The organism is Pseudomonas sp. LBUM1676 (assembly GCF_059695605.1).
This window is the reverse complement of record NZ_CP166777.1, coordinates 5,328,309-5,349,077: the sequence shown is the minus strand read 5'-3', so window position 1 is coordinate 5,349,077 and position 20,769 is coordinate 5,328,309. Positions and strand designations below refer to the sequence as shown.

The following is a 20,769-nucleotide window of genomic DNA, read 5'->3' as shown; positions in this document are numbered from 1 at the left end:
AAAAAAACCGCCTCGAAAGGGCGGTTTTTTTATGCGCTCGCAAAAGACGTCAGCCCATCATGTCCTTGATCATGCGCTCCTGTTCCATCAACTCCCGTTGCCGCGCGTCGATCCGCGACGACAGCGGGAAATTGGTGCCAGCCTTGCGCTTGGCGAAGTCCAGTTGCTGGATGGCCTGGCGGTAGTCGCCAACCAGGGCGAAATACTCGGCCCGGGCCTGGTGCAGGCCGATGATATTGCCCGACAGGCCACGAGTCTCGGCCACCATGTACCAGACATCCGGATCGTCCGGTCGACTCTTGAGCAGATTCTCCAGGGCTTTTTCCGCTTCAGGCGCGCGGTTTTGCTTGAGCAGCAGGTCGACACGCACCGAGGCCAACGGGTAGTTGCCCGGATACTGGGCCAGCATCCGCTCCACCCGGGACTGAGCATCTGGCAGGCGATTGTTGGTGATGTCCAGATCGACCTGAGCCAGGTTGTAGATGATTTCGTTCGGCGACTTGGCCAGCAGCGATGCGAGGTTTTCCCGTGCTTCGTTCAACTGGCCACCCTTGATCTGGGCGATCGCCAGGCCATAGCGCGCGACATCGTTTTTCGGATTTTCATCAAGCTGGGCGCGGAAGCGCTTGGCGCCCAGGCCAGGGGTTTCTTCGTAGATCAACTGAACCCGTGCACGAATCAGCTGATAACGCATGGTGTCTTCGATACCGCCCGCTTTGGCCTGTTCGGCACGGTTGCGGGTGTCGGCGATCCGCGATTCGGTCACCGGGTGAGTCAGCAGGAATTCTGGCGGTTTGGCGTCGAAGCGGTACTGGCGCGACAAGCGCTCGAACATGGTCGGCATCGAGCGTGGGTCGTAGCCGGCTTTTTCCAGATTGAGAATGCCGATGCGGTCGGCTTCCTGTTCGTTCTGGCGCGAGAAGCGCCGCTGTTCCTGGATCGCCGCTGCCTGGGTACCGGCAATGGCGGCGATCCCGGCATCGCCGGCACCGGCCGCGGCAATCACGATCCCGGCCAGCAGTGCGGCCATCATCGGCACCTGCATGCGTTGCTGGGCTTCGACGCCCCGGGCAAAGTGGCGCTGCGACAAGTGAGCCAGTTCGTGCGCCATCACCGAGGCGTATTCACCTTCGGTCTGGGCATTGAGGAACAAACCGCCGTTGACCCCGACAATGCCGCCCGGCGCCGCGAAGGCGTTAAGCTGCGGGCTGTTGATCAGGATGAACTCCAGGCGCCGGTCATTGACCTGGCTGGTTTCCACCAGCCGGTAGACGCTGGATTCGACGTAGTCCTTGAGCTGTGGATCGTTGAGCTGGGACACCTGGCTGCGTAGCAGCGCCAGCCAGGCCCGGCCCAATTGGTGTTCCTGTTGCGGCGAGACGATGGCAGAACTGGCGTCGCCGAGTGACGGCAGGTCGTCGGCGAAGCCCGGTGAGGCGAGCAGGCAAGCGAGCGTCAGCAGGGTAGGGCGCAAAAAAGTCATGCACAAAGCCTTAGTCGACAAAGACCTTACTGTAGCCGGACACCACGCTTGGGACCAGATATTCTAGCCCCTCGACCACCTGACCCGGAGTGATGCAATGACCGATGCTGTAGCCCATGACGCCGAACTGGACGCCAGCGGCCTGAATTGTCCGCTGCCGTTGCTCAAGGCCAAACTGGAACTCAATCGCATGGCCAGCGGCGCGGTGCTCAAGGTGATTGCTACCGATGCGGGCTCGCAGCGCGACTTTCGCACCTTTGCCCGATTGGCCGGTCATACGCTGCTGCGTGAAGAAGATGAGGCGGGCGTTTACCGCTACTGGTTGAAAAAAGCCTGAACCTGCTGCGTTCGTTTCTAAGGGATTATTGATGTTCAAGGTGTTACGCGACTGGATTCAGCGCTATTTTTCCGACGAAGAAGCCGTGGTGCTCGCCGTGCTGCTGTTTCTGGCGTTCACCGCCGTACTGACCCTCGGTGGCATGCTCGCGCCGGTGCTCGCCGGGATGGTGCTGGCGTATCTGATGCAGGGGCTGGTGGTGACGCTGGAGCGCCTGCGCATACCGGGCGGAGCAGCGGTGGGGTTGGTCTTTGCATTGTTCATGGGGCTGCTGCTGTTGTTCATCGTGGTCGTGGTGCCATTGCTCTGGCATCAGCTGATCACCTTGTTCAACGAATTGCCCGGCATGCTCGCCAAGTGGCAGTCGCTGCTGTTGCTGTTGCCGGAACGCTATCCGCATCTGGTGTCCGATGAGCAGGTGCTGCGGGCCATCGAAGTGGCACGGGGCGAGATCGGCAATTTCGGCCAGTGGGCGCTGACGTTCTCGCTGTCGAGCCTGCCACTGCTGGTGAACATCATGATCTACCTGGTGCTGGTGCCGATCCTGGTGTTTTTCTTCCTCAAGGACCGGGAGATGATCGGCCAGTGGGTGCGCGGCTATCTGCCTCGCGAGCGGACGCTGATCACCCGGGTCGCCCACGAGATGAACCGGCAGATCGCCAACTACATTCGCGGGAAAGGCATCGAAATCGTCATTTGCGGTGGCGCGACCTACATCGGTTTCGTGGTGCTGGGGCTCAACTACGCGGCGCTGCTGGCGCTACTGGTGGGCGTGTCGGTGGTGGTGCCCTACGTCGGGGCCGTGGTAGTGACCGTGCCGGTGCTGCTGATCGCGCTGTTCCAGTGGGGCTGGAGTGATCAGTTCATCTATTTGATGGCGGTCTACGGCATCATCCAGGTCCTGGATGGCAACGTGCTGGTGCCGCTGTTGTTCTCGGAAGCGGTCAACCTGCATCCGGTGGCAATCATCTGCGCGGTGTTGTTGTTTGGCGGATTGTGGGGATTCTGGGGGGTGTTCTTTGCGATTCCCCTGGCGACGCTGTTCAAAGCGGTGCTGGATGCCTGGCCGCGCAAGGAGCCGGTGGTGGCGCCGTTGCTTTAACCGCCATTGCTGAATTATGCGGTGAGTTTTATGGCCTCATCGCGAGCAAGCTCGCTCCCACAGGGACGGCATCAATCCTGTGGGAGCGAGCTTGCTCCGGGCGGCGTTCCGACGATGGCGTCAGAACAGGCGCCCCAATAAATCAGGCCTTGTTCAGCGCCTGAGCCGCCGCCAGCACTGCATCTACATGCCCCGGCACCTTCACCCCACGCCATTCCTGACGCAGCACACCCTCCTTATCAATCAGGAAAGTGCTGCGATCCACCCCCATGTATTCCTTGCCATAAAGCTTCTTCAGCTTGATCACATCAAACAGCTGACACAGCGCTTCTTCCTTGTCGCTGATCAGCTCGAAGGTAAACGCCTGCTTGGCCTTGAAGTTTTCATGAGACTTCAGGCTGTCACGGGACACGCCGAAGACTTCGGTGTCAGCCGCCTTGAAAGCCTCCAGCTGATCACGAAAGCCCTGACCCTGGGTGGTGCAGCCCGGGGTGCTGTCCTTCGGATAGAAGTAGATCACCACCTGCTTGCCTTTGAGGCCCGCGAGACTGATGGTCTGCCCGCTGGTGGCGGGTGCTTCGAAGTCGGCAACCGGTTGGTCGATGGCAACGGCCATGAAAGCTTCCTTACATTGGGTTTTGTGGGCGCCACGGCTCGATCAGGGCGTCCAGGTTCAGCGCGTCGGCGAAATCCAGGAACTGATCGCGCAACCAGCTGATCTGCACGCCGGCCGGCAAGGTCACGGTAAACGTGGCATTGAGCATGGTGCCGCCGGTCTGGGGGGCCTGATAGGTGTCGCACGTCAGGTTTTCCAGCTCGACGTTGTGGTCCATGAAAAACTGGCACAGCTCGTTGATGATGTCCGAGCGGTAGGCCGAGCTGACATAAGCGACGTACGGCAGGGCCTGGGGACGATTCTCCAGCGCCGCGCTACGCACCACATTGACGGTGAAGCCGTGCTTCTTGGCCAGGCTCGACAGGCTGCCTTCAAGGCGCGCCAGGGCGTCCCAGCTGCCGGAGATCTCAAGGACCAACGCACTGCACTCGCCATGACGGGTCAGGCGAGAGGTGACCACGGCGCAGCGGTTTTCATGGCTGGCGCGGCACAGGACGTTAGTCAGCTCCATGGGGTTGGCGCCGAGGGCACTGATGACAAGGAATTGTTCGCGAACTGTGGGGGTGGACATGCAGCATTCCTAAAGCGATGAGCGGTCGATACTTCTACGGGCTTTTTTAACCGGGTGCGAGCCTGCGGATGCGAATTCAGAAAACCCGAGCCGCAGGGTTGCAACGTGCTCCAGAGTGGCAAGAGCGAAGGGTGGCAACGCTGGATCGGGGCTTGTGATGCCGAAAATGGAGGCTGGAACCCGGCGTACGAGCTTATCAGTACCGATCAAAGTCTGAAGGGTAGCGAAAAGCGAGGCCAAGGGGAATGGCAGCAGCGCAGTACTTCGCTTGTACAAGCATCTTGGCGCCAGTACCATTACCGCTCTCTTTTTCCGGCAGGAGCGGTTGCATGATTGCGGGCAGTATGGTGGCACTGGTCACACCCATGGATGCACAAGGTCGTCTCGACTGGGACAGCCTGAGCAAACTGGTGGACTTTCACCTGCAAAACGGCACCCACGCCATCGTGGCGGTCGGCACTACAGGTGAATCGGCCACCCTTGACGTGAACGAGCACATCGAAGTGATCCGTTACGTGGTCAAGCAGGTCGCAGGGCGCATTCCGGTGATTGCCGGGACGGGCGCCAACTCGACTCGCGAAGCCATCGAGCTGACCACCAATGCGAAGATCGCCGGCGCCGATGCCTGCCTGCTGGTGACGCCGTATTACAACAAGCCGACCCAGGAAGGCTTGTACCAGCACTTCAAGGCCATCGCCGAAGCCGTCGACATCCCGCAGATCCTGTACAACGTGCCTGGCCGTACGGCGTGCGACATGCTGGCCGACACCGTGATCCGCCTGTCGACCGTGAAAAACATCATCGGCATCAAGGAAGCCACCGGCGACCTGTCCCGTGCCAAAGCCATCATCGACGGCGTCAGCAAGGACTTCCTGGTGGTATCGGGTGACGACGCCACCGCGGTCGAGCTGATGCTGCTGGGCGGCAAGGGCAACATCTCGGTGACCGCCAACGTAGCGCCGCGCGACATGGCCGATATGTGCAACGCCGCCCTCAAGGGTGATGCCGTCACGGCCCGCGCGATCCACGAAAAGCTGATGCCGCTCAATAAAACCCTGTTTATCGAATCCAACCCTATCCCCGTGAAATGGGCGCTGCATGAAATGGGCTTGATGCCGGACGGTATCCGTCTGCCGCTCACCTGGCTCAGTGCCGCCTGTCACGAACCGCTGCGGCAGGCCATGCGCCAGTCCGGCGTCCTGGTTTAATTGAGGAAGCACTACGCATGAAGCGATTGGCCGGACTTTCCGCACTTGCCTTGATTATCTCCAGCACCAGTGGCTGTGGATGGGTCTGGGGCCCGGAAGGTTATTTCCGTGACCGTGGCAGCGATTACCTGGAAGCGCAACAGACTGCACCGATGCAATTGCCGCCGGACGTCAGCACTGCCAAGCGTCTGGACCCCCTGTTGCCGATCCCGCGCAACGTGGCCGACGACACTGCCAAGGGCGAATACAACGTGCCGCGTCCGCAGCCACTGACCGCCGGAGCCGACGCCACTGGCGCCTACTCGCTGCAGAAGACCGGTGACACGCGCTGGATCGTGGCCCAAAGCCCGCCGGCCGAAGTCTGGCCAGTTGCTGTGCAGTTCTTCCAGGACAATGGTTTCCGTCTGGACGAACAGCGCCCGCAAACCGGTGAATTCACCACCACCTGGCAGCATTCCGACGAACTGTCGGCGGCGATGGCCAAGCGCCTGAGCGCCGCCGGTGTCGGCACCGACAGCGAAAGCCGGGTGCGGGTCCGCATCGAGCCAGGCGTGCAGCGCAATACCAGTGAAGTCTATGTGGTCAGCGCCGAGCGTCCTGCCGGCAGCACCGCCGACGTCGCCTTTACCAACCGTTCGGTCAACACTGGCCTGGACGCGGCACTGGTCGACGACATGCTCGCGAGCATGAGCCGCACTTCGGAGAAGGGCGGTTCGGTCTCCATGCTGGCTTCCCGTGATTTCGATACGCCAAGTCGCGTCAGCCTGAGCGAAGACGGCAGCGGCAACCCTGTGCTGAACGTCGGTACGGACCTGGATCGTGCCTGGTCGAGCGTCGGTCGTGCGCTGGAGCAGGGCGAATGGCGCGTTGAAGACATCAACCGCAGCCTGGGCCTGTACTACATCAACCTGGCGGAAAAAGCCGAGAAGAAAGACGACAAGCCTGGTTTCTTCAGCAGCCTGTTCGGCAGTGCGCCGGACAAGGAAGCCGTCGAAGCCCGTGCCGAGCGTTATCAGGTTCGCCTGAGCAAGGTTGGCGAAACCGTCCAGGTCACCGTCGAGAAAAACATCAACACCGTGGCGCCGGCTGACGTGGCGCGCAAAGTGTTGAGCGTGATTCAGGACAACCTGGGCTGATCTCATGCGTTTTGCCGTTCTCGGCAGCGGTAGCCAAGGGAACGGCACGCTGATAGCCAGCGCTGACACGTACGTGCTGGTGGATTGTGGTTTCTCCCTGCGGGAAACCGAAAAACGCCTGTTGCGCCTGGGTGTAAACCCGGCGCAGCTGAGCGCGATACTCGTGACCCACGAACATGCCGATCACGTGCATGGCGTGGGTTTGCTGTCTCGGCGTTACAATGTGCCTGTCTACCTCAGTCGCGGCACCCTGCGCGGGATGCGCAAACCGATTGAACCGGCTGGCCTGCTGGCTGGCGGCGAGCAACTGCAGATCGGCAACCTGAACATCGGCGTCATTGCCGTGGCACACGATGCACAGGAGCCGACGCAATACGTGTTCAGTGACGGTGAGCGACGCTTCGGCCTGTTGACCGACCTGGGTTCGTATTGCAACAAGGTGCTGGACGGCTATCGGGACCTCGATGCGTTGATGATCGAGTCCAACCATTGCCGTGACATGCTGGCTCGCGGTCATTACCCGTACTTTCTCAAGCAACGGGTGGGCGGTGAACTGGGACATTTGAACAACCACCAGGCGGCATTCCTGGTGTCCGAGTTGGGCTGGCAAGGCCTGCAACACCTGGTCCTGGCCCATCTGAGCAGCAAGAACAACCTGCCGCAGCTGGCCCGGCAATGTTTTGTCGACACCCTCGGGTGCGACCCGGACTGGCTGCAACTGGCCGATCAAGATTCAGGGCTCGACTGGCGACATATCGCCTAGCCCACCTACTTAGCAAGCGGAGCCCATCATGGAAAAACGTGAAGAACTCTACCGCGGCAAAGCCAAATCGGTTTACAAGACCGACGACGCTGACCGCTTGATCCTGCTGTTTCGCAACGACACTTCGGCGTTCGACGGCAAGCGTATCGAGCAGCTCGACCGCAAAGGCATGGTGAACAACAAGTTCAACGCCTTCATCATGCAGAAACTCGAAGCCGCCGGCGTGCCGACTCAATTCGACAAACTGCTGGGCGACAACGAATGCCTGGTGAAAAAACTCGACATGATCCCGGTCGAGTGCGTCGTGCGTAACTACGCCGCCGGCAGCCTGGTCAAGCGCCTGGGCGTCGAAGAAGGCATGAAGCTCAACCCTTACACCTTCGAACTGTTCCTGAAGGACGACGCCAAGGGCGACCCGTTCATCAACGAATCCCACGTCGTGGCCTTCGGTTGGGGCACCGCCGAGCAACTGGTTCGCATGAAAGAACTGTCGCTCAAGGTCAACGAAGTCCTGAGCAAATTGTTCGACGACGCCGGCCTGTTGCTGGTCGACTTCAAACTCGAATTCGGCGTCTTCTCCGACGGCTCCATCGTCCTGGGCGACGAATTCAGCCCGGACGGCTGCCGCCTGTGGGACAAGGCCACCGGCAAGAAAATGGACAAGGACCGCTTCCGTCAGGGCCTCGGTGACGTCATCGAAGCCTACGAAGAAGTCGCCAATCGTCTGGGCGTACCGCTTTAACCGACGCAAGCATCTGAAAGAACAGAAATATTTCGCTTAGGGGGTTCGCTTCCGGCGAAAGTGTTGTTATGATGCGCGCCGTTGGAGAGATGCCAGAGTGGCCGAATGGGACGGATTCGAAATCCGTTGTACCTTCACCGGTACCTAGGGTTCGAATCCCTATCTCTCCGCCATACCTATACGAAAAAGCCCTGATTATTCAGGGCTTTTTCGTTTCTGCGTGTCTGAAAAAAATCCCAGCCCATACTTTGGCCCATACCCTGGATAGCTCAGTGTTTTTCGACCAAGGGCTGATTTCCGACAGTTTCTAAGCAGCGTATGTTGCGGCGACGCTGAATTGACCCAATTACCGAGATGCCACTGGCCCAGTCCTTGATTCCCCGCCAAGCATTTTCTGTGCTGGAATTGTGCCGACGGAGTTGGGTCAGTCTTGCATCGGCACGTAGGTCAATTCGACGCGAGCGGCAATACCACGCGCAAAGGTGGGCAAGATCTCTATAACGGCCAGCCTAAAAACTATACATTGAGCTAGTCTTGTATAGAATTTTAAAAAGGTAGAGACGTTAATGAACGTGGATGATTCCAGACGCTTTCTCGTACATCGCCTGTCGAGATGCTGGCTCTTCGCGCTGGTACTGGCCTTACCTGCCTGGGCGGATTGGCGTCCCGCGCTGCCCGATGGGCGTCTGGTGGGCAGCGGCGACTTTACCTGGTTCGGCGTAAATCTATACACCGCGCGGTTGTGGAGCGCTGGGTTGCCGCTGACCTGGGATCAGCCCTTTGCACTCGAACTGACTTATCACCGTGCCTTTTCCAGGGACACGCTGGTGGAGGCCGGTCTCAAGGAAATGCGTCGCATGGCAGGGGCTCGTCCAGAGGACTCAACTCTCCAACGCTGGTCCAGTGAAATGCGTGGCGCCTTCGTCGATGTGCGGCCCGGAATGCGTATTACCGGGGTCTACCATCCCGGCAAAGGCTGCACTTTCTTCGTCGACGGCCAACTGCGCCGGCGGGTCGAGGATCCTGCATTCGCCCGCGCCTTCTTCGACATCTGGCTTGATCCGCGCACCCGGGATAAGCAATTGCGTCAACAACTGCTGGGGATGGCCGGATCGGCGGAGTGAGGAGGTTGAGATGCGTCAAATACTGGTACTGCTCGTTAGCCTGTTGCTGGTCAGCTGTAACAACATTGGCGTGGAGCACTATGCAAAGGAGCGACCGGCACTGGATCTGGTGGCGTTCTTCTCCCGGCCGGTACAGGCTTGGGGTCTGTTCCAGAATCGCTCGGGCGAGGTGGTCAAGCGTTTCCATGTCCGGATCGAAAGCCGCGTCGAGGGCCGGCAGCTGATCCTCGACGAGCGTTTTCTCTACAGCGATGGCACGCGTCAGCGGCGCGTCTGGACGCTGGAACAGACCGGCGCCGGGCATTGGCGTGGTCGTGCGGACGACGTTATCGGAGAGGCCAGGGGCGAGGTCGCTGGCAACGCGCTGCGCTGGCGCTATCGCCTTGACCTGCCGGTTGACGGCAGGCATTGGGAAGTTGATCTGGACGACTGGATGTACCTGATGGACGAAGACACGATGATCAATCGCTCGAGCATGAGCAAGCTTGGCGTCGAGTTGGGACAAGTGATCCTGTTCTTCCGCCGCCAGCCAGAGGTGCTTCCGTGAATCTTCAATGATGGGCCGAGGCAAGCGTTTGCGTTAGTGGGCAAACAGATTCATGAACGGGGCGCAGCCATTCGCAGGATGAGCGGCATCCAGACCGCCCACAGTGGTGCGAGCAGCAGGGCCGTGCCCAGGGTGCCCCAAGGCAGGCCGACACCGGCCAGCGGTGCGCCGGCGAGGTAAGCCAGAGGTCCACCGCACAGGCCCAGTAGCGCCCCGTACCACACAGGGCGTCGAGCCCAGGCCAGGCTGTGGCGAAGCCCACTGGCCAGCACCAACCAGAGCAGGGCCAGCCATAGGGGCAGGGGTTGCCGGGCAAAATCGAAGACGCCCAGCGCACCCAGGCCGGCATCCAGCAGCCAGCCTGTCAGCCCCACGCAGACCAGTGCGGTTGCTTCGTCCCCCGGCCGTGGGCAAGCAGCCACATGCACCAACAGGCCTGCCACCACCGGCAGTAGCAGCCAAGGATGCCGCTCGCTCAGCACGCAAGCCCACCAGGCGGCCTGCATCCATAGCGCGTTACCGATCAACCAGGCCCGGCTCAAATCAGGCACCCGGCAGCGATGCGCGACGTGCGGCCGGGGCTGCCCAGAGCAGTTGCGCGACGCCGATTGCGCGCTCCTCGAAACCGCCTTGGCAGTAACACAGGTAGAACTCCCAGAGGCGCTGAAAGGTATCGTCATAGCCCAGCTCGACCAACGCGGTGCGCGACTGACGCAAGTTGTCGCGCCAGTGCTGCAGGGTCCGCGCATAGTCCAGGCCGAAGTCCTCCATGTGCACCAGGTTCAAAGAGGTATGCCGACTGGCGGTCTGCAGCATGACGCTCAGGGAGGGCAGGGAACCGCCGGGAAAGATATGCCGCTGAATGAAATCCACCGACCGCCGGGCCTGTTCATAGCGCTGGTCGCGGATGGTGATGGCCTGCAGCAGCATCAAGCCGTCATCCTTGAGCAGCGACGCGCAGCGGCGGAAGTAAACCGGCAGATAGCGGTGCCCGACCGCCTCGATCATTTCGATCGAGACCAGCTTGTCGAAGCGTCCGCCAAGGTCGCGGTAGTCCTCGCGCAGGACGGTAATGCGTTCTTGCAGGCCAAGATCGCGGACGCGCTGCAGGGTATGGGCGTACTGCGCGTCGGACAATGTGGTGGTGGTCACTCGGCAGCCGTGCCGGGTGGCGGCATGGATCGCCAGGCTACCCCATCCGGTACCGATTTCGAGCAGATGATCGTCGGGGCGCAGCGCGAGTTTGTCGCAGATACGCTCAAGCTTGTTCAGTTGGCCCTGCTCCAGGCTCTGCTCCAGACTGTCGAACATGGCCGCCGAGTACATCATGGTCGGGTCCAGTAGCCGCTCGAACAAGGCATTGCCCAGATCGTAATGGGCGAGAATGTTGCGCCGCGCGCCGCGCCTGTTGTTGCGATTGAGCCAATGCAGCAGGCGCAGGACCGGACGGCCCAGGCTCGCCAACCCGCCTTCAAGGGCGTCGAGCACCTCCAGGTTGGCGACGAAGAGGCGGGTGACCGCGGCCAGGTCCGGAGTGCGCCAGCAGCCGTGGATGTAAGCTTCGCCTGCACCGATCGAGCCGTTGGCAGCCACCATGCCCCAGGCTGCCTCGTCGAAGATCTCGACCTCGGCGTGCAGCGCGCTGCCGACATCGCCAAACAGCCACTCCCGATCCTGGCAGATCAGGCGCAGACGGCCTTGGCGCAGGTTGCGCAGCTGAGTGAGCACGGCGCTTCTGGCCAGGCCGCCGAATAGTGGCGCCAGGCTAAAGGATTTGCTAACGCTCAGAGTTGGATCGGACATGCTCGGGCTCCTCGTGGACGTGATGGCCAAGGTCTTGGCTGCTCTGACTGGACGTGTGGGCGTAGAGCGGAGTGCGCTTGAGCAACAGGCGCATGGCTTGCCAGTAAATGGCGGCGAGGGTGCGCAGGCTCATCCAGGGGAAGGCCAGTACGTGGCGGCGCAGTGCGGCGGCATCCAGCGGCTGCCGGCGCAGGGCCAGGTCGGCCTCGAAGACTTTTTGCCCTTCGCGGCGGTTTTCCATGTGGATGCGCACGTGCGCGCCGTCGATGTGGAAGCGCATGTGGTACTGCATGTCCATCGGCAGGAACGGCGAGACATGGAATGCCTTGGTGACCGAGAATTGCCGGGGCTGACCGGGCAGCACGGACAACACGTAGTGAAAGCGCTCACGCCAGGGCGTGTTACGTACCTCCAGCACAATCGCCGCCAGGAGGTCATCGCTGTCGTGGCAAAAGTAGAAACTGACCGGATTGAACGAGATTCCCCAGCTGCGCGGCTGGGTCAGCAAATGAATGGCGCCGCACGGCGCCTGGCCCAGGGCCTTGGCCACCACTTCGCGCACCGCTTCCTTCAAGGGCATGCCGCGACGAGTCCAGGCTGGCAGATAATCGGTTTCTCGCCAGCACAACGGCGCCAGGCGAGAAGCGCCGAGCAGCGGGGACAGGCCGAGCAGCAGTTCCTGTTCGTCCAGATCCAGGTAAAGCATGCCGCTGCGATAGCGGAATCCATGGAACCGTGGCATCAGACGCCGGTGGCTGACCCAACCGTAGCAAAGGCTGCTGTTCACAGGCGCTCCCCGAACCGTTGGGCGACGTCCAGCGCGCTGACCACGCCATCCTCATGGAAGCCGTTTGCCCAGTAAGCACCGCAGAAGTAGCTGTGCCGGTTTCCCTGTAGCTCACCCTGACGCACCTGGGCCCCCATGGCGGCAAGGCTGTATTGAGGATGTGCATAATTGAAGCGTGCCAGCACTTGCGACGGGTCCACGCAGTCGCCCTGATTGAGGCTCAGGCAGAAGGTCACCGGGGCGTCGAGGCCTTGCAGAATGTTCATGTTATAAGTCACAGCCGCCGGGGCGTGCGCGGGTCCGCCGAGGCGATAGTTCCAGCTGGCCCAGGCCTTGCGCCGGTGGGGCAGCAGGCAGGTATCGGTGTGCAGCACTACTTCATTGGCGGCATAGGTGAGGGCGCCAAGCACCTCGTGCTCGGTGCTCGTCGGTTTCTCCAGCAGCGCCAAAGCCTGGTCGCTATGGCAGGCGAACACGACCTTGTCGAAGCGCTCCTGGCCTGCGGCGCTGGAGATCTCCACGCCAGTGTCGTCCCGGTGGACGCTCGTCACCGGGCAATTGAGCCGAATGCGCCCGCCGAAGCTCTTGCACAACGGCTCCAAGTAGCTGCGCGAACCACCCTCGATCACTCGCCACTGCGGGCGTCGGCTGATCGAGAGCAGGCCATGGTTACGAAAGAATCGGACGAAGAAGTGCAGCGGGAAGCGCAGCATATCGGCCCTTGATACCGACCAGATGGCCGAGCCCATGGGGACAATATAGTGATGGATGAAACGCTGCCCGTAGCTTCGCGTGTGCAGGTAATCGCCAAGACTCATGCCTGGCTCTATGCGGTGGCCATCCAGGTCGGCCACCGCCTGGCGATTGAAGCGCACGATATCGCGCAACATTCCCCAGAAGCCCGGCGACAGCAGATTGCCGCGCTGGGCGAAGAGGGTGTCCAGGTTATTGCCGTTGTATTCCAGGCCGCTGTCCGGATCGTTCACGGAAAAGCTCATCTCGGTGGGGCGCGAGACGACTCCCAGGCGATTCAGCAAGCGAATGAAGTTGGGGTAGGTCCAGTCGTTGAAGACGATGAAACCGGTGTCCACGGCATAGCGTTGGCCGTGCCATTCGATGTCGACAGTATGGGTATGACCGCCGATCCAGTCAGCTGCTTCGAACACGGTCACCTCATTGCGACGTGACAGCAGATAGGCACAGGTCAGCCCAGAAATCCCGCTACCGATGATGGCGATACGCATGTGTCGCTATTCCTGTTCGGTTCGCGCCAGTCGACGGCCCAGGGCCAGGCGACAACGCGCTGGGAGGGCGCCAAGCAAGCGCAGGACGAGAATGAAGACGCGTGGGAAGTTGATCTCCAACGGTCGTCGCGTCAGGCGCGCGACGACATGCCGCGCGGCGCGGTCGGCCGTCCAGAGTTGTGGCATGGCAAAGGCATTGCGCTGAGTCAGGGGGGTGTCGATGAAGCCTGGGCTGACCAACGTGACATCAATGCCTTCGGCGTATAGATCCAGGCGCAGGGATTCGACAAGATAACGCAGGGCCGCCTTGGACGCGCCATAGGCGCCAGCCCGCGGCAGCGCCAGCCAGGTCACCGAGCTGCCGATCACCACCAGGTGTGGTCGTTGCCCCCGGCGCAGCAGTGGCAGTGCCGCCTGCAGGCAGTAACTGACCCCCAGCAGGTTAGTGCGCATCACGCGCTCGACTGTCTCGGCCTCGAACATGCCCGGCACAAGGTATTCGCAGGTGCCAGCGTTCAGGATCACCAGGTCCAGTGCGCCCCACGCATGCTCGATGTCCTCGCAGATAGCCGCGACCTGTCGTGGGTCAGTCACGTCGCCGGTAGCAAGCAGGGCTCGAGGGTGGCGCAGCACGAGCGGCATCAGTGCCTCAGCCCGCCGGCCACCCAAGGCCACCGCATGGCCTTGCTCCAGCAGCAATTCAGCCAGGGCGGCACCGAGGCCGCTACTGGCCCCTGTCAGCCAGCAGCGACTCATGCGAGCCTTCCCTTGATCCAGCCGATCACCCCGCCAAGAACCGGGACGTGCTCGTAGAGCAGGGCGCCGGCATCGAAGTAGTCGTTGTGCAGGTAGACATGTGTCGCCCAGCGCAGGTGGCTGCAGCCTTGCAGACTGATCAGCTGGCCGCGGGACAAGCGTGGATGACGGAAATGCAGGTTCCAGCGCAGATAACCGTGGCCGGGGGCGGTTTCATCCACGTCAAGGAGGTCGTAGCGGATATCCTGGACGTTGGTGTACAGCTTTTCAAAGTAGCTGTGCAGTGCCGGCAAGCCATCCAGCTGATGCAACGGATCACGAAACTGAACGTCGTTGCTGTATAGCTCGCCCAGTTGGCCCAAGCGATCAGCGTTCAGAGTTATGAATGTGTCAGCGAAATGGCGGAGATATGCAGACATGGCAGGCTCCAGGCAAAATTGTACAATTCGAAATAACTGTACAGGTTTGTCTAAATCCTACGTAGAAAATTGTACAAGTCAATATTCTTGTACACTTTTTGTGTCGGTCTAGCGCTATTCGTCTTTAGCCACCAAGCCTTGCCAGTTGAAGGCGAAGCTCGGCCACTTCGGTCTCGAGTGACTGAATCCTTTCCAGAGCGGCAATCTTGTCGCTGACGTCATGCTGAATGCCAATGTAGTAGGTCAACTGGTCGGCATCATTGTGCACGGGAGTGATAGACAGCTCGTTCCAGAACGAACTGCCATCCTTACGATAGTTGCGCAGCACCTGACGGCAGGGCTGGCCGAGGCGGATGGCGTCGCGAATTGCTGCGAGGCCGGCCTGATCATGATCGTCTGCCTGCAGGAACCGGCAGTCCTGGTAGAGAATTTCGTCGGCACTGTAGCCGGTCAGGCGCTCGAAGGCAGGGTTGGCATAGATGAGAATGCTGTCATTGCCTTCCTGCTCGGCCACGACGATGCCGTCATTGGAGGCTTCGACCATAAGTTGCAGGAGTTTGGCGTCAATCATGATCCGGGCTCGCTGGGGTTCGTGGGTTTGCCCAACAGCGTAGTCGTCAGCGACAGCCATGCCTAGATGGCAGGGCGCAGGGACGCCGAACATCGATTGGTGCTGGTTAAAAAGTGTCATGCCTGGTTTAGAATGCCGACACACTCAGGATGCAACGACTTTTAATGACCGAGCCCATCGAATCCGCCTCCGACGACGTCTTGCTCCCCATGCGGGAAGTCGCCAGCCTGACCGGCGTCAACCCGATCACCCTGCGGGCATGGGAGCGCCGCCACGGGCTGATCCGGCCAGTACGCACTGTGGGAGGGCATCGCCTGTATTCGCAACAGGACATCGAACATATACGTAGCATCATGCTCTGGACCAGCCGGGGTCTGCCCATCAGCAAGATAGGCGCTTTGCTCGTCCGGCAGCAGGACACGGCCGGGCTCGCTGCATCAGGCTCGGCCGAAGCCCCCCTGGTCCAGTGGCAAGAGGCAGTTCATCGTGCCACGCAGGCTTTTGATGGCGCTGAGCTGGAGCGCCTTCACGGGCAACTATTCACGATCTATCCGAAGGCTATGGTACTGGAGGCTGTTCTGCTGCCTGTCTGGCGCAGCCTGGCATCCGGCAATGCTTTCGGCCGACGCAGTCAGTGGCTGTTCCTGGACGCCTTCTTGCGTGCGCGGATGTTATTGCGACTGCAGATGAACCCGAGCAACGGTGCTTGCGTGCTGCTGGCGGACGGCTCGGGCCATGCGCACGAACTGGAGCTGTTGTGCGCCGGCTTATTGATGAGTAATGACCAGCTGCGCATCGAGGTGCTGGGCACGGGCCAGCCCCTGGAAGAACTGCCGTTGCTGTGTAAAGCGATTCAGCCCGCCGCGCTGGTACTATTGGTCCAGGCGCCACTGCAGGCAGATGCGCACAAGCGACTGCGTGCCCTTCAAATGGGCGTTACGTGCCCAGTAGCCTTGGCCGGCGACGCAGCTGCCGCTTCGTCGGCAGGGTTACGTGGTTCTTCGATTGCCATTTTGGGCAATGACGAAGCGAGTATTTTGCCCAGGTTGGAAGCCTTGGTAAGGGGGACACTGCAGATTTGAATCCAGTCGTTCCAGCTAAGGAGGCTTATCTGAAACTGCATTGCAAATCTCGGCCAGCTCCTGCCATGGGTTGGGGACTGTCCCGCTCATTAGCTATCCTGCAACACAGTGCTAATCACCGACTGCGGGGGAGTGCATGAACAGATGGCAACGGCTTTGGTTGGTCGTAAAGCTGCTGGCAGCCGTGGCGGCCTGCCTGTACGTCGCTGTCCAGGCTTCTCGCTACATGCTGGAAAGCCCCGACGCAGAGCGCATTCACCCCTTGAGCATTCTGGTTGTCGGGCTGATCTTTGGCTTCGTTACCTTCGGGCTGCTGTCACTGGTCGGATGGATTGTCCGACTTTTCCTGCCTTTCCCTGATCCGGTCATCCCCACGGTAGCGGCTCAACCTCAAACAACGCCAGAGGAAGATGCGCCGCTGGCGCCGGCCCCCCCTCCGGTCCAGCCTTCTGGTGATTCAACTCAGCAGAAAAATCAGTAAGGCGGCATTTTGGCAGTTTTCGGAAACTTGAACACAAACTGAGTCAGTCTTCTCAATTCGCCGCATAGACGTCGATTGCCACACCTACCTAAACTGTCGGCAGATTTGGGGGAGCGGGGTCAATGGATGAATCGTAACGAATTACGTAAGGCCGACATCAACCTGATGGTGGTGTTCGAGACCTTGATGCTCGAGCGCAATGTCACGCGGGTGGCGGAGAAGTTGTTTCTCGGTCAGCCGACCATCAGTTCAGCGCTCAACCGCTTGCGCGTGATGTTCAACGATCCGCTGTTCATTCGCGTCGGCCATCGCATGGAGCCGACGGCGCGGGCCGAGGAGATCATTCGGCATCTGTCGCCGGCGCTGGATTCGTTGTCGGTGGCCTTGAGCTTGACCCATGATTTCAACCCTGTCAGCAGCTCCATGACCTTCCGCATCGGGCTGTCGGACGATGTCGAGTTTGGCCTGCTGCCGCCATTGCTGCGTGCCTTGCGTCAGGAAGCGCCGAAAGTGGTGTTTGTGGTGCAGCATGTCGATTATTGGCGGATTCCGGATTTGCTGGCGTCCGGCGATATCACCGTCGGCATCAGCCAGACCCGCGGTCTGCCGGCCAATGCCAAGCGCAAGTTACTGCGGCACATCCTGCCCAATGTGTTGCGCGCCGATGCTTCCGATGCCCCCCTGACGCTCGATGAATACTGCTCGCGTCCCCACGTGCTGGTGTCCCATACCGCCAACGTCAGTGGCTACGCCGATGAGTGGCTGGCGGAGATCGGCCGTACGCGCCATGTCGTGCTCTCGGTGCCGCAGTACAGTTCATTGCCGGCCTTGCTCGCCGGAACTGACCTGATTGCCAGCCTGCCGGATTACACCGCCGAAGCGATGGCCGCATCCGGGGTGCTGTTCAGTGAGCCTTTCCCCTTCGAAACACCGACACTGGACTTGTCGATGGTCTGGCTCAGCCATGTCGATACCGATCCGGCCGAGCGCTGGTTGCGGTCGCGGCTGGAGGCGTTCATGAGTGAGCGCGCGATGTTGCCGTTGCCCGAGTGAGCAGGGCGCTGTATATGTACGATCTTTGCGCCCACCTTCAGGAGCTCCGCCATGCCTCATCTGCACATGGAATACACCGCCAACCTGCCTGATCTGAATGCCGATGTGGCGTTGATCCGGCTCAACAATGCGCTGGTGGCTTCCGGTGAGTTTGGCGCCGAATTCGATATCAAGAGCCGGGCGGTGAAGATCGAGACGTTCAAGGTCGGTACTGCATTGACTGCGCGGGCGTTTGTGCATGTGAAGCTGGCGTTGTTGAGTGGTCGCTCAGGGCAGACCAAGAAGCAGTTGTCCGAAAGTCTGCTGGCGGTGGTGCAGGACCTGTGTCAGTGGCCGACGGGCGTCGAAGTCCAACTGGCCGTGGAAATTCTCGACATCGATCGCGAGTCCTACACCAAGATTGCCATCGGCCATTGAGTCTCAGGTCTCTTCCTGCTCGATGCAGGCGTTCACCACTTGCTCGCGCAACCAGGCATTGGCGCTGTCCTGATCGGCGCTTTGACTCCAGTGCATGTCGAGGGTGAAACCCGGCAGGCCGTTGGGCGCTTCGCAATGCGTGAAGATCGCCTCGCTGGCCAGCAATTGCTGGATGCGCCGGGGCAAGGTGACGATGAAGTCGGTGCTGGTGATCATTTTCAGCGCCGCGCTGTAGCTGTTGGCGCGGGCGACGATCTGCCGTTTTTGCGCCTGTTGCGCTAGCCAGCCGTCGACCATGTTGGTGTTGGACGTCCAGGGTGTCGGGAACACATGCCGGCGCTCGACGAAGGCTTGCAGGCTTAGACGCGGCTGCAGCGGTGTGGCGCGTTTATCGAGGACGCAGACCAAGTCATCCTCCAGCAGGACCTGAGTCTTGAGATCGCTGTGGCTGCGATGAAAATTCGGGCCGAAGCCAATCACCAGGTCCAGGCTGCCATCGCGCAGTTCTTCGGTCGGGATGTCGGTTTCGAACTTGTGCATGTTGATCATCACCGGCAGCTCGGAAAAATCGAAGTTCTTCAACAGGCGCGGCAGGATCAATTGCTCGAAGTACTCCGGGGCACAGAGGTTGAACGTAACCGGTTGCAAGGTCGGGTCGAACGTCTGGGTGCCGGCGTGACACAGGTTGATGCTTTCGAGGATTTTCAGCACGTGGGTGTACATGGTGCTGGCTTTATAGGTGGGGCGCATACCCGCGCGGGTATTGATGAACAGTTCGTCTTCGAAACTGGTGCGCAGCTTTTTCAGGCAGTAACTCACGGTGGACTGGCTGACGCAGAGTGTCTCGGATACACCGGTGACGCTGCTTTGCTCGTACACGGCGATAAACACCATGAGGTCCTGCATGTCGAGCTTTCTAAGCAAGTTGCTGTTCAGCATCCGTTTGTCTCACTGCGTTCCTTGCGCTGATTGTGCGCAATGTTGTGCGAAAGATCCTAACGGAACGATCGTGCCAGGAGAATGCCTCGTGGAAAGTTATCGCGGATAATCGTGAGGTAGTTGTCAAAATTCTTCAACAAGTCAGTGAATGTGTTTGGCGTACTGCCGTGGATCGAAGCGCAAGACCATCAGGATCATCAGCGCCATGACGCCGGTCAGTGACCACCAGGCCCATTCGAAGCTGCCAAGTTGATCGCGGATCATCCCGGCCATCAGCGGCGAGAGGCCGGCGATCAGGTAACCGATGCCTTGCACGAAGGCGGTCAGTCCACCGGCTCGCCGCGGGTTGTCCAGGTGATCCAGCGACACGATCAGGCTCATCGGAAACAACCCGCCGATGCCCAGCCCCAACAGGCATGGCCACACCAGGCTCAGGTGTTGCGGGCCGAGAATCAGCCCGCAGAACCCGATCATGATCAGTGCCAGCAACACCACCAGCACCAGGCGTCGGTCGCGGCTGCGGTTGGCGATGGCCGGTGTCAGCAGGCCGGACAACACTTCCATGGCAGTCAGGAAACCCAGGAGCAAGCCGGCGTTCTGTTCGCTCCAGCCTTTTTCCACGTAGTACGGCGCCAGCCAGGCCAGCACACAGGTGTAGGACGCCGTACCGAGGCCGAAGAAGATCGCCAGCAACCACGCGCGGGAATTGCTGAAGAAAGATTCTTGACGCGATGACGTCGAAACCAGCGTAGGCATCCCCGAGCGCCGGGCGCACCAGAACAGCAGCGCTACCAGCGCCAGCGCCGCCCAAATCGCCAGGCCCACGCGCCAGCTGCCGGTCCGGGTCATGACCAGCGGCGCGAAAGACGCGGCGATGGCGGCGCCGCCCATGATCGAGGTGACGTAGAGGCCCATGCACACGGAAACGTTATCGCTGAAGCGGGACTTGATCAGCGCTGGCATCAACGCCTGGATCAGCGCGATACCGATACCCGCCAGCACGGCGCTGAGGATCAGTTCGGCCGCCGAATCGAGAAACAGGCGCGACACCGTGGCTACGCCGATGATCAGCAACGAGAGCACCACCGTGCGCTGTTCGCCGAGTCGTTGACTGACGCTGAGACCGAAGAACATCGCCAGCCCCATCGCCATTACGGGCAGCATGGTCAGCAGCGAAGCGAGACTGAAACTCAGCGCAATGTCGCCGCGAATGGCGGACAACAAAGGGCCTACGGCGGCCATGGAGGGGCGCAGATTCAGGGCGACCAGAATGATGCTGACCATCAGCCAGAGGGCAGGGCGGGAGGTTGCGCGGACGTTTTCCATCGATCGGACCTTGAGTGACTAGGTGCCAATTAGGCGGGTGAGGCCTGGAGGCGGCAAATCAGAAAGTCTGGGGTGATATTTAAAAATCAAATATTACTGACGCACCGCAGACCCCTGTGGGAGCGAGCCTGCTCGCGAAGAGGCCATGGCATTCAACCTATTTGTTGCCTGTGACACCGCCTTCGCGAGCAGGCTCGCTCCCACATTGGATCAGGAATAGCCCATGGAATGTTTAGCCAATCCAGAACCAAAGTTCTTCAAA

The 20,769-nt window shown here is 60.6% G+C and carries 24 protein-coding genes and 1 tRNA gene; 13 read left to right on the top strand and 12 right to left on the bottom strand.

Features of this window, described 5'->3' with window-relative positions:
* Nucleotides 1-49: 49 nt before the first annotated feature.
* Nucleotides 50-1,483: a M48 family metalloprotease gene (locus ACA041_RS24705; RefSeq protein ID WP_497438229.1), complete on the bottom strand. Its 1,434-nt coding sequence runs from the start codon at nucleotides 1,481-1,483 to the stop codon at nucleotides 50-52.
* A gap of 97 nt (nucleotides 1,484-1,580) precedes the next feature.
* Here ACA041_RS24705 and ACA041_RS24700 point away from each other — a divergent pair, with 97 nt between their 5' ends.
* Together ACA041_RS24700 and ACA041_RS24695 are read left to right on the top strand one after the other, a co-directional pair.
* Nucleotides 1,581-1,820: a sulfurtransferase TusA family protein gene (locus ACA041_RS24700; RefSeq protein ID WP_028621876.1), complete on the top strand. Its 240-nt coding sequence runs from the start codon at nucleotides 1,581-1,583 to the stop codon at nucleotides 1,818-1,820.
* A gap of 31 nt (nucleotides 1,821-1,851) precedes the next feature.
* Complete coding sequence (locus tag ACA041_RS24695; protein WP_497438228.1) at nucleotides 1,852-2,922, top strand: AI-2E family transporter; 1,071 nt, start codon at nucleotides 1,852-1,854, stop codon at nucleotides 2,920-2,922.
* A 142-nt stretch (nucleotides 2,923-3,064) separates the two neighbouring features.
* Here ACA041_RS24695 and ACA041_RS24690 read toward each other — a convergent pair whose 3' ends face one another.
* Together ACA041_RS24690 and ACA041_RS24685 are read right to left on the bottom strand one after the other, a co-directional pair.
* Nucleotides 3,065-3,538, bottom strand: coding sequence for a peroxiredoxin (locus ACA041_RS24690; RefSeq protein WP_497438227.1), 474 nt, complete (start codon nucleotides 3,536-3,538; stop codon nucleotides 3,065-3,067).
* A gap of 10 nt (nucleotides 3,539-3,548) precedes the next feature.
* A complete protein-coding gene (locus tag ACA041_RS24685; protein WP_497438226.1) occupies nucleotides 3,549-4,109 on the bottom strand; it encodes a glycine cleavage system transcriptional repressor in 561 nt (186 codons plus the stop codon).
* Between the two features lie 329 nt (nucleotides 4,110-4,438).
* Here ACA041_RS24685 and dapA point away from each other — a divergent pair, with 329 nt between their 5' ends.
* From dapA to ACA041_RS24650, 7 genes are all read left to right on the top strand, one after another.
* Nucleotides 4,439-5,317 carry a 4-hydroxy-tetrahydrodipicolinate synthase gene (gene dapA / locus ACA041_RS24680; protein WP_150766692.1) on the top strand — a complete coding sequence of 293 codons (879 nt, stop codon included), beginning with the start codon at nucleotides 4,439-4,441 and terminating at the stop codon, nucleotides 5,315-5,317.
* Between the two features lie 17 nt (nucleotides 5,318-5,334).
* A complete protein-coding gene (bamC, locus tag ACA041_RS24675) occupies nucleotides 5,335-6,453 on the top strand; it encodes an NlpB/DapX family lipoprotein (protein WP_497438225.1) in 1,119 nt (372 codons plus the stop codon).
* Between the two features lie 4 nt (nucleotides 6,454-6,457).
* On the top strand, nucleotides 6,458-7,216 hold the full coding sequence (locus ACA041_RS24670; RefSeq protein WP_497438224.1) for an MBL fold metallo-hydrolase: 759 nt from the start codon (nucleotides 6,458-6,460) through the stop codon (nucleotides 7,214-7,216).
* 28 nt (nucleotides 7,217-7,244) lie between these two features.
* Nucleotides 7,245-7,958 (top strand): phosphoribosylaminoimidazolesuccinocarboxamide synthase, encoded by a 714-nt coding sequence (gene purC, locus ACA041_RS24665; protein ID WP_007898671.1) that lies wholly within the window; start codon nucleotides 7,245-7,247, stop codon nucleotides 7,956-7,958.
* An 83-nt stretch (nucleotides 7,959-8,041) separates the two neighbouring features.
* Nucleotides 8,042-8,131: transfer RNA gene (locus tag ACA041_RS24660), tRNA-Ser, on the top strand.
* Between the two features lie 393 nt (nucleotides 8,132-8,524).
* On the top strand, nucleotides 8,525-9,082 hold the full coding sequence (locus ACA041_RS24655) for a chalcone isomerase family protein (RefSeq protein WP_497438223.1): 558 nt from the start codon (nucleotides 8,525-8,527) through the stop codon (nucleotides 9,080-9,082).
* A gap of 10 nt (nucleotides 9,083-9,092) precedes the next feature.
* Nucleotides 9,093-9,629 carry a DUF3833 domain-containing protein gene (locus ACA041_RS24650; protein ID WP_448145321.1) on the top strand — a complete coding sequence of 179 codons (537 nt, stop codon included), beginning with the start codon at nucleotides 9,093-9,095 and terminating at the stop codon, nucleotides 9,627-9,629.
* 50 nt (nucleotides 9,630-9,679) lie between these two features.
* Here ACA041_RS24650 and ACA041_RS24645 read toward each other — a convergent pair whose 3' ends face one another.
* The 7 genes from ACA041_RS24645 to ACA041_RS24615 all read right to left on the bottom strand — a co-directional run bounded on the left by ACA041_RS24645 (nucleotide 9,680) and on the right by ACA041_RS24615 (nucleotide 15,209).
* Entirely contained in the window at nucleotides 9,680-10,171 is a 492-nt protein-coding gene (locus tag ACA041_RS24645; protein WP_497438222.1) for a DUF2878 domain-containing protein, read from the bottom strand.
* 1 nt (nucleotide 10,172) lies between these two features.
* Nucleotides 10,173-11,432: a class I SAM-dependent methyltransferase gene (locus tag ACA041_RS24640; RefSeq protein WP_497438221.1), complete on the bottom strand. Its 1,260-nt coding sequence runs from the start codon at nucleotides 11,430-11,432 to the stop codon at nucleotides 10,173-10,175.
* The gene (locus ACA041_RS24635; protein ID WP_497438220.1) at nucleotides 11,407-12,219 is read right to left on the bottom strand and encodes a DUF1365 domain-containing protein; all 813 of its coding nucleotides are present in this window, start codon (nucleotides 12,217-12,219) and stop codon (nucleotides 11,407-11,409) included. The genes ACA041_RS24640 and ACA041_RS24635 overlap by 26 nt, the downstream gene beginning before the upstream one ends.
* A complete protein-coding gene (locus ACA041_RS24630) occupies nucleotides 12,216-13,463 on the bottom strand; it encodes an NAD(P)/FAD-dependent oxidoreductase (protein WP_497438219.1) in 1,248 nt (415 codons plus the stop codon). The genes ACA041_RS24635 and ACA041_RS24630 overlap by 4 nt, the downstream gene beginning before the upstream one ends.
* Nucleotides 13,464-13,469: 6 nt before the next feature.
* Complete coding sequence (locus ACA041_RS24625) at nucleotides 13,470-14,219, bottom strand: SDR family NAD(P)-dependent oxidoreductase (RefSeq protein WP_497438218.1); 750 nt, start codon at nucleotides 14,217-14,219, stop codon at nucleotides 13,470-13,472.
* Nucleotides 14,216-14,638, bottom strand: coding sequence for a nuclear transport factor 2 family protein (locus tag ACA041_RS24620; protein WP_497438217.1), 423 nt, complete (start codon nucleotides 14,636-14,638; stop codon nucleotides 14,216-14,218). Before ACA041_RS24620 ends, ACA041_RS24625 begins: the two co-directional genes overlap by 4 nt.
* Before the next feature lie 124 nt (nucleotides 14,639-14,762).
* Nucleotides 14,763-15,209, bottom strand: coding sequence for a PAS domain-containing protein (locus tag ACA041_RS24615; RefSeq protein WP_497438216.1), 447 nt, complete (start codon nucleotides 15,207-15,209; stop codon nucleotides 14,763-14,765).
* Nucleotides 15,210-15,385: 176 nt separating this feature from the next.
* On the opposite strand from ACA041_RS24615, the gene ACA041_RS24610 reads away from it, so the two are divergent.
* The 4 genes from ACA041_RS24610 (at nucleotide 15,386) to ACA041_RS24595 (ending at nucleotide 18,242) form a co-directional block, all read left to right on the top strand.
* A complete protein-coding gene (locus ACA041_RS24610) occupies nucleotides 15,386-16,291 on the top strand; it encodes a MerR family transcriptional regulator (protein WP_497442165.1) in 906 nt (301 codons plus the stop codon).
* 136 nt (nucleotides 16,292-16,427) lie between these two features.
* Nucleotides 16,428-16,772: a hypothetical protein gene (locus tag ACA041_RS24605; RefSeq protein ID WP_497438214.1), complete on the top strand. Its 345-nt coding sequence runs from the start codon at nucleotides 16,428-16,430 to the stop codon at nucleotides 16,770-16,772.
* Between the two features lie 126 nt (nucleotides 16,773-16,898).
* Nucleotides 16,899-17,825, top strand: coding sequence for a LysR substrate-binding domain-containing protein (locus ACA041_RS24600; RefSeq protein WP_497438213.1), 927 nt, complete (start codon nucleotides 16,899-16,901; stop codon nucleotides 17,823-17,825).
* Between the two features lie 51 nt (nucleotides 17,826-17,876).
* The gene (locus ACA041_RS24595; RefSeq protein WP_497438212.1) at nucleotides 17,877-18,242 is read left to right on the top strand and encodes a 5-carboxymethyl-2-hydroxymuconate Delta-isomerase; all 366 of its coding nucleotides are present in this window, start codon (nucleotides 17,877-17,879) and stop codon (nucleotides 18,240-18,242) included.
* Nucleotides 18,243-18,245: 3 nt separating this feature from the next.
* Here the strand turns inward: ACA041_RS24595 and ACA041_RS24590 are convergent, their stop codons facing one another.
* Both ACA041_RS24590 and ACA041_RS24585 read right to left on the bottom strand, forming a co-directional pair.
* Nucleotides 18,246-19,181 (bottom strand): LysR family transcriptional regulator, encoded by a 936-nt coding sequence (locus tag ACA041_RS24590; protein ID WP_497438211.1) that lies wholly within the window; start codon nucleotides 19,179-19,181, stop codon nucleotides 18,246-18,248.
* Nucleotides 19,182-19,322: 141 nt separating this feature from the next.
* A complete protein-coding gene (locus ACA041_RS24585; RefSeq protein ID WP_497438210.1) occupies nucleotides 19,323-20,507 on the bottom strand; it encodes a cyanate transporter in 1,185 nt (394 codons plus the stop codon).
* Between the last annotated feature and the right edge of the window lie 262 nt (nucleotides 20,508-20,769).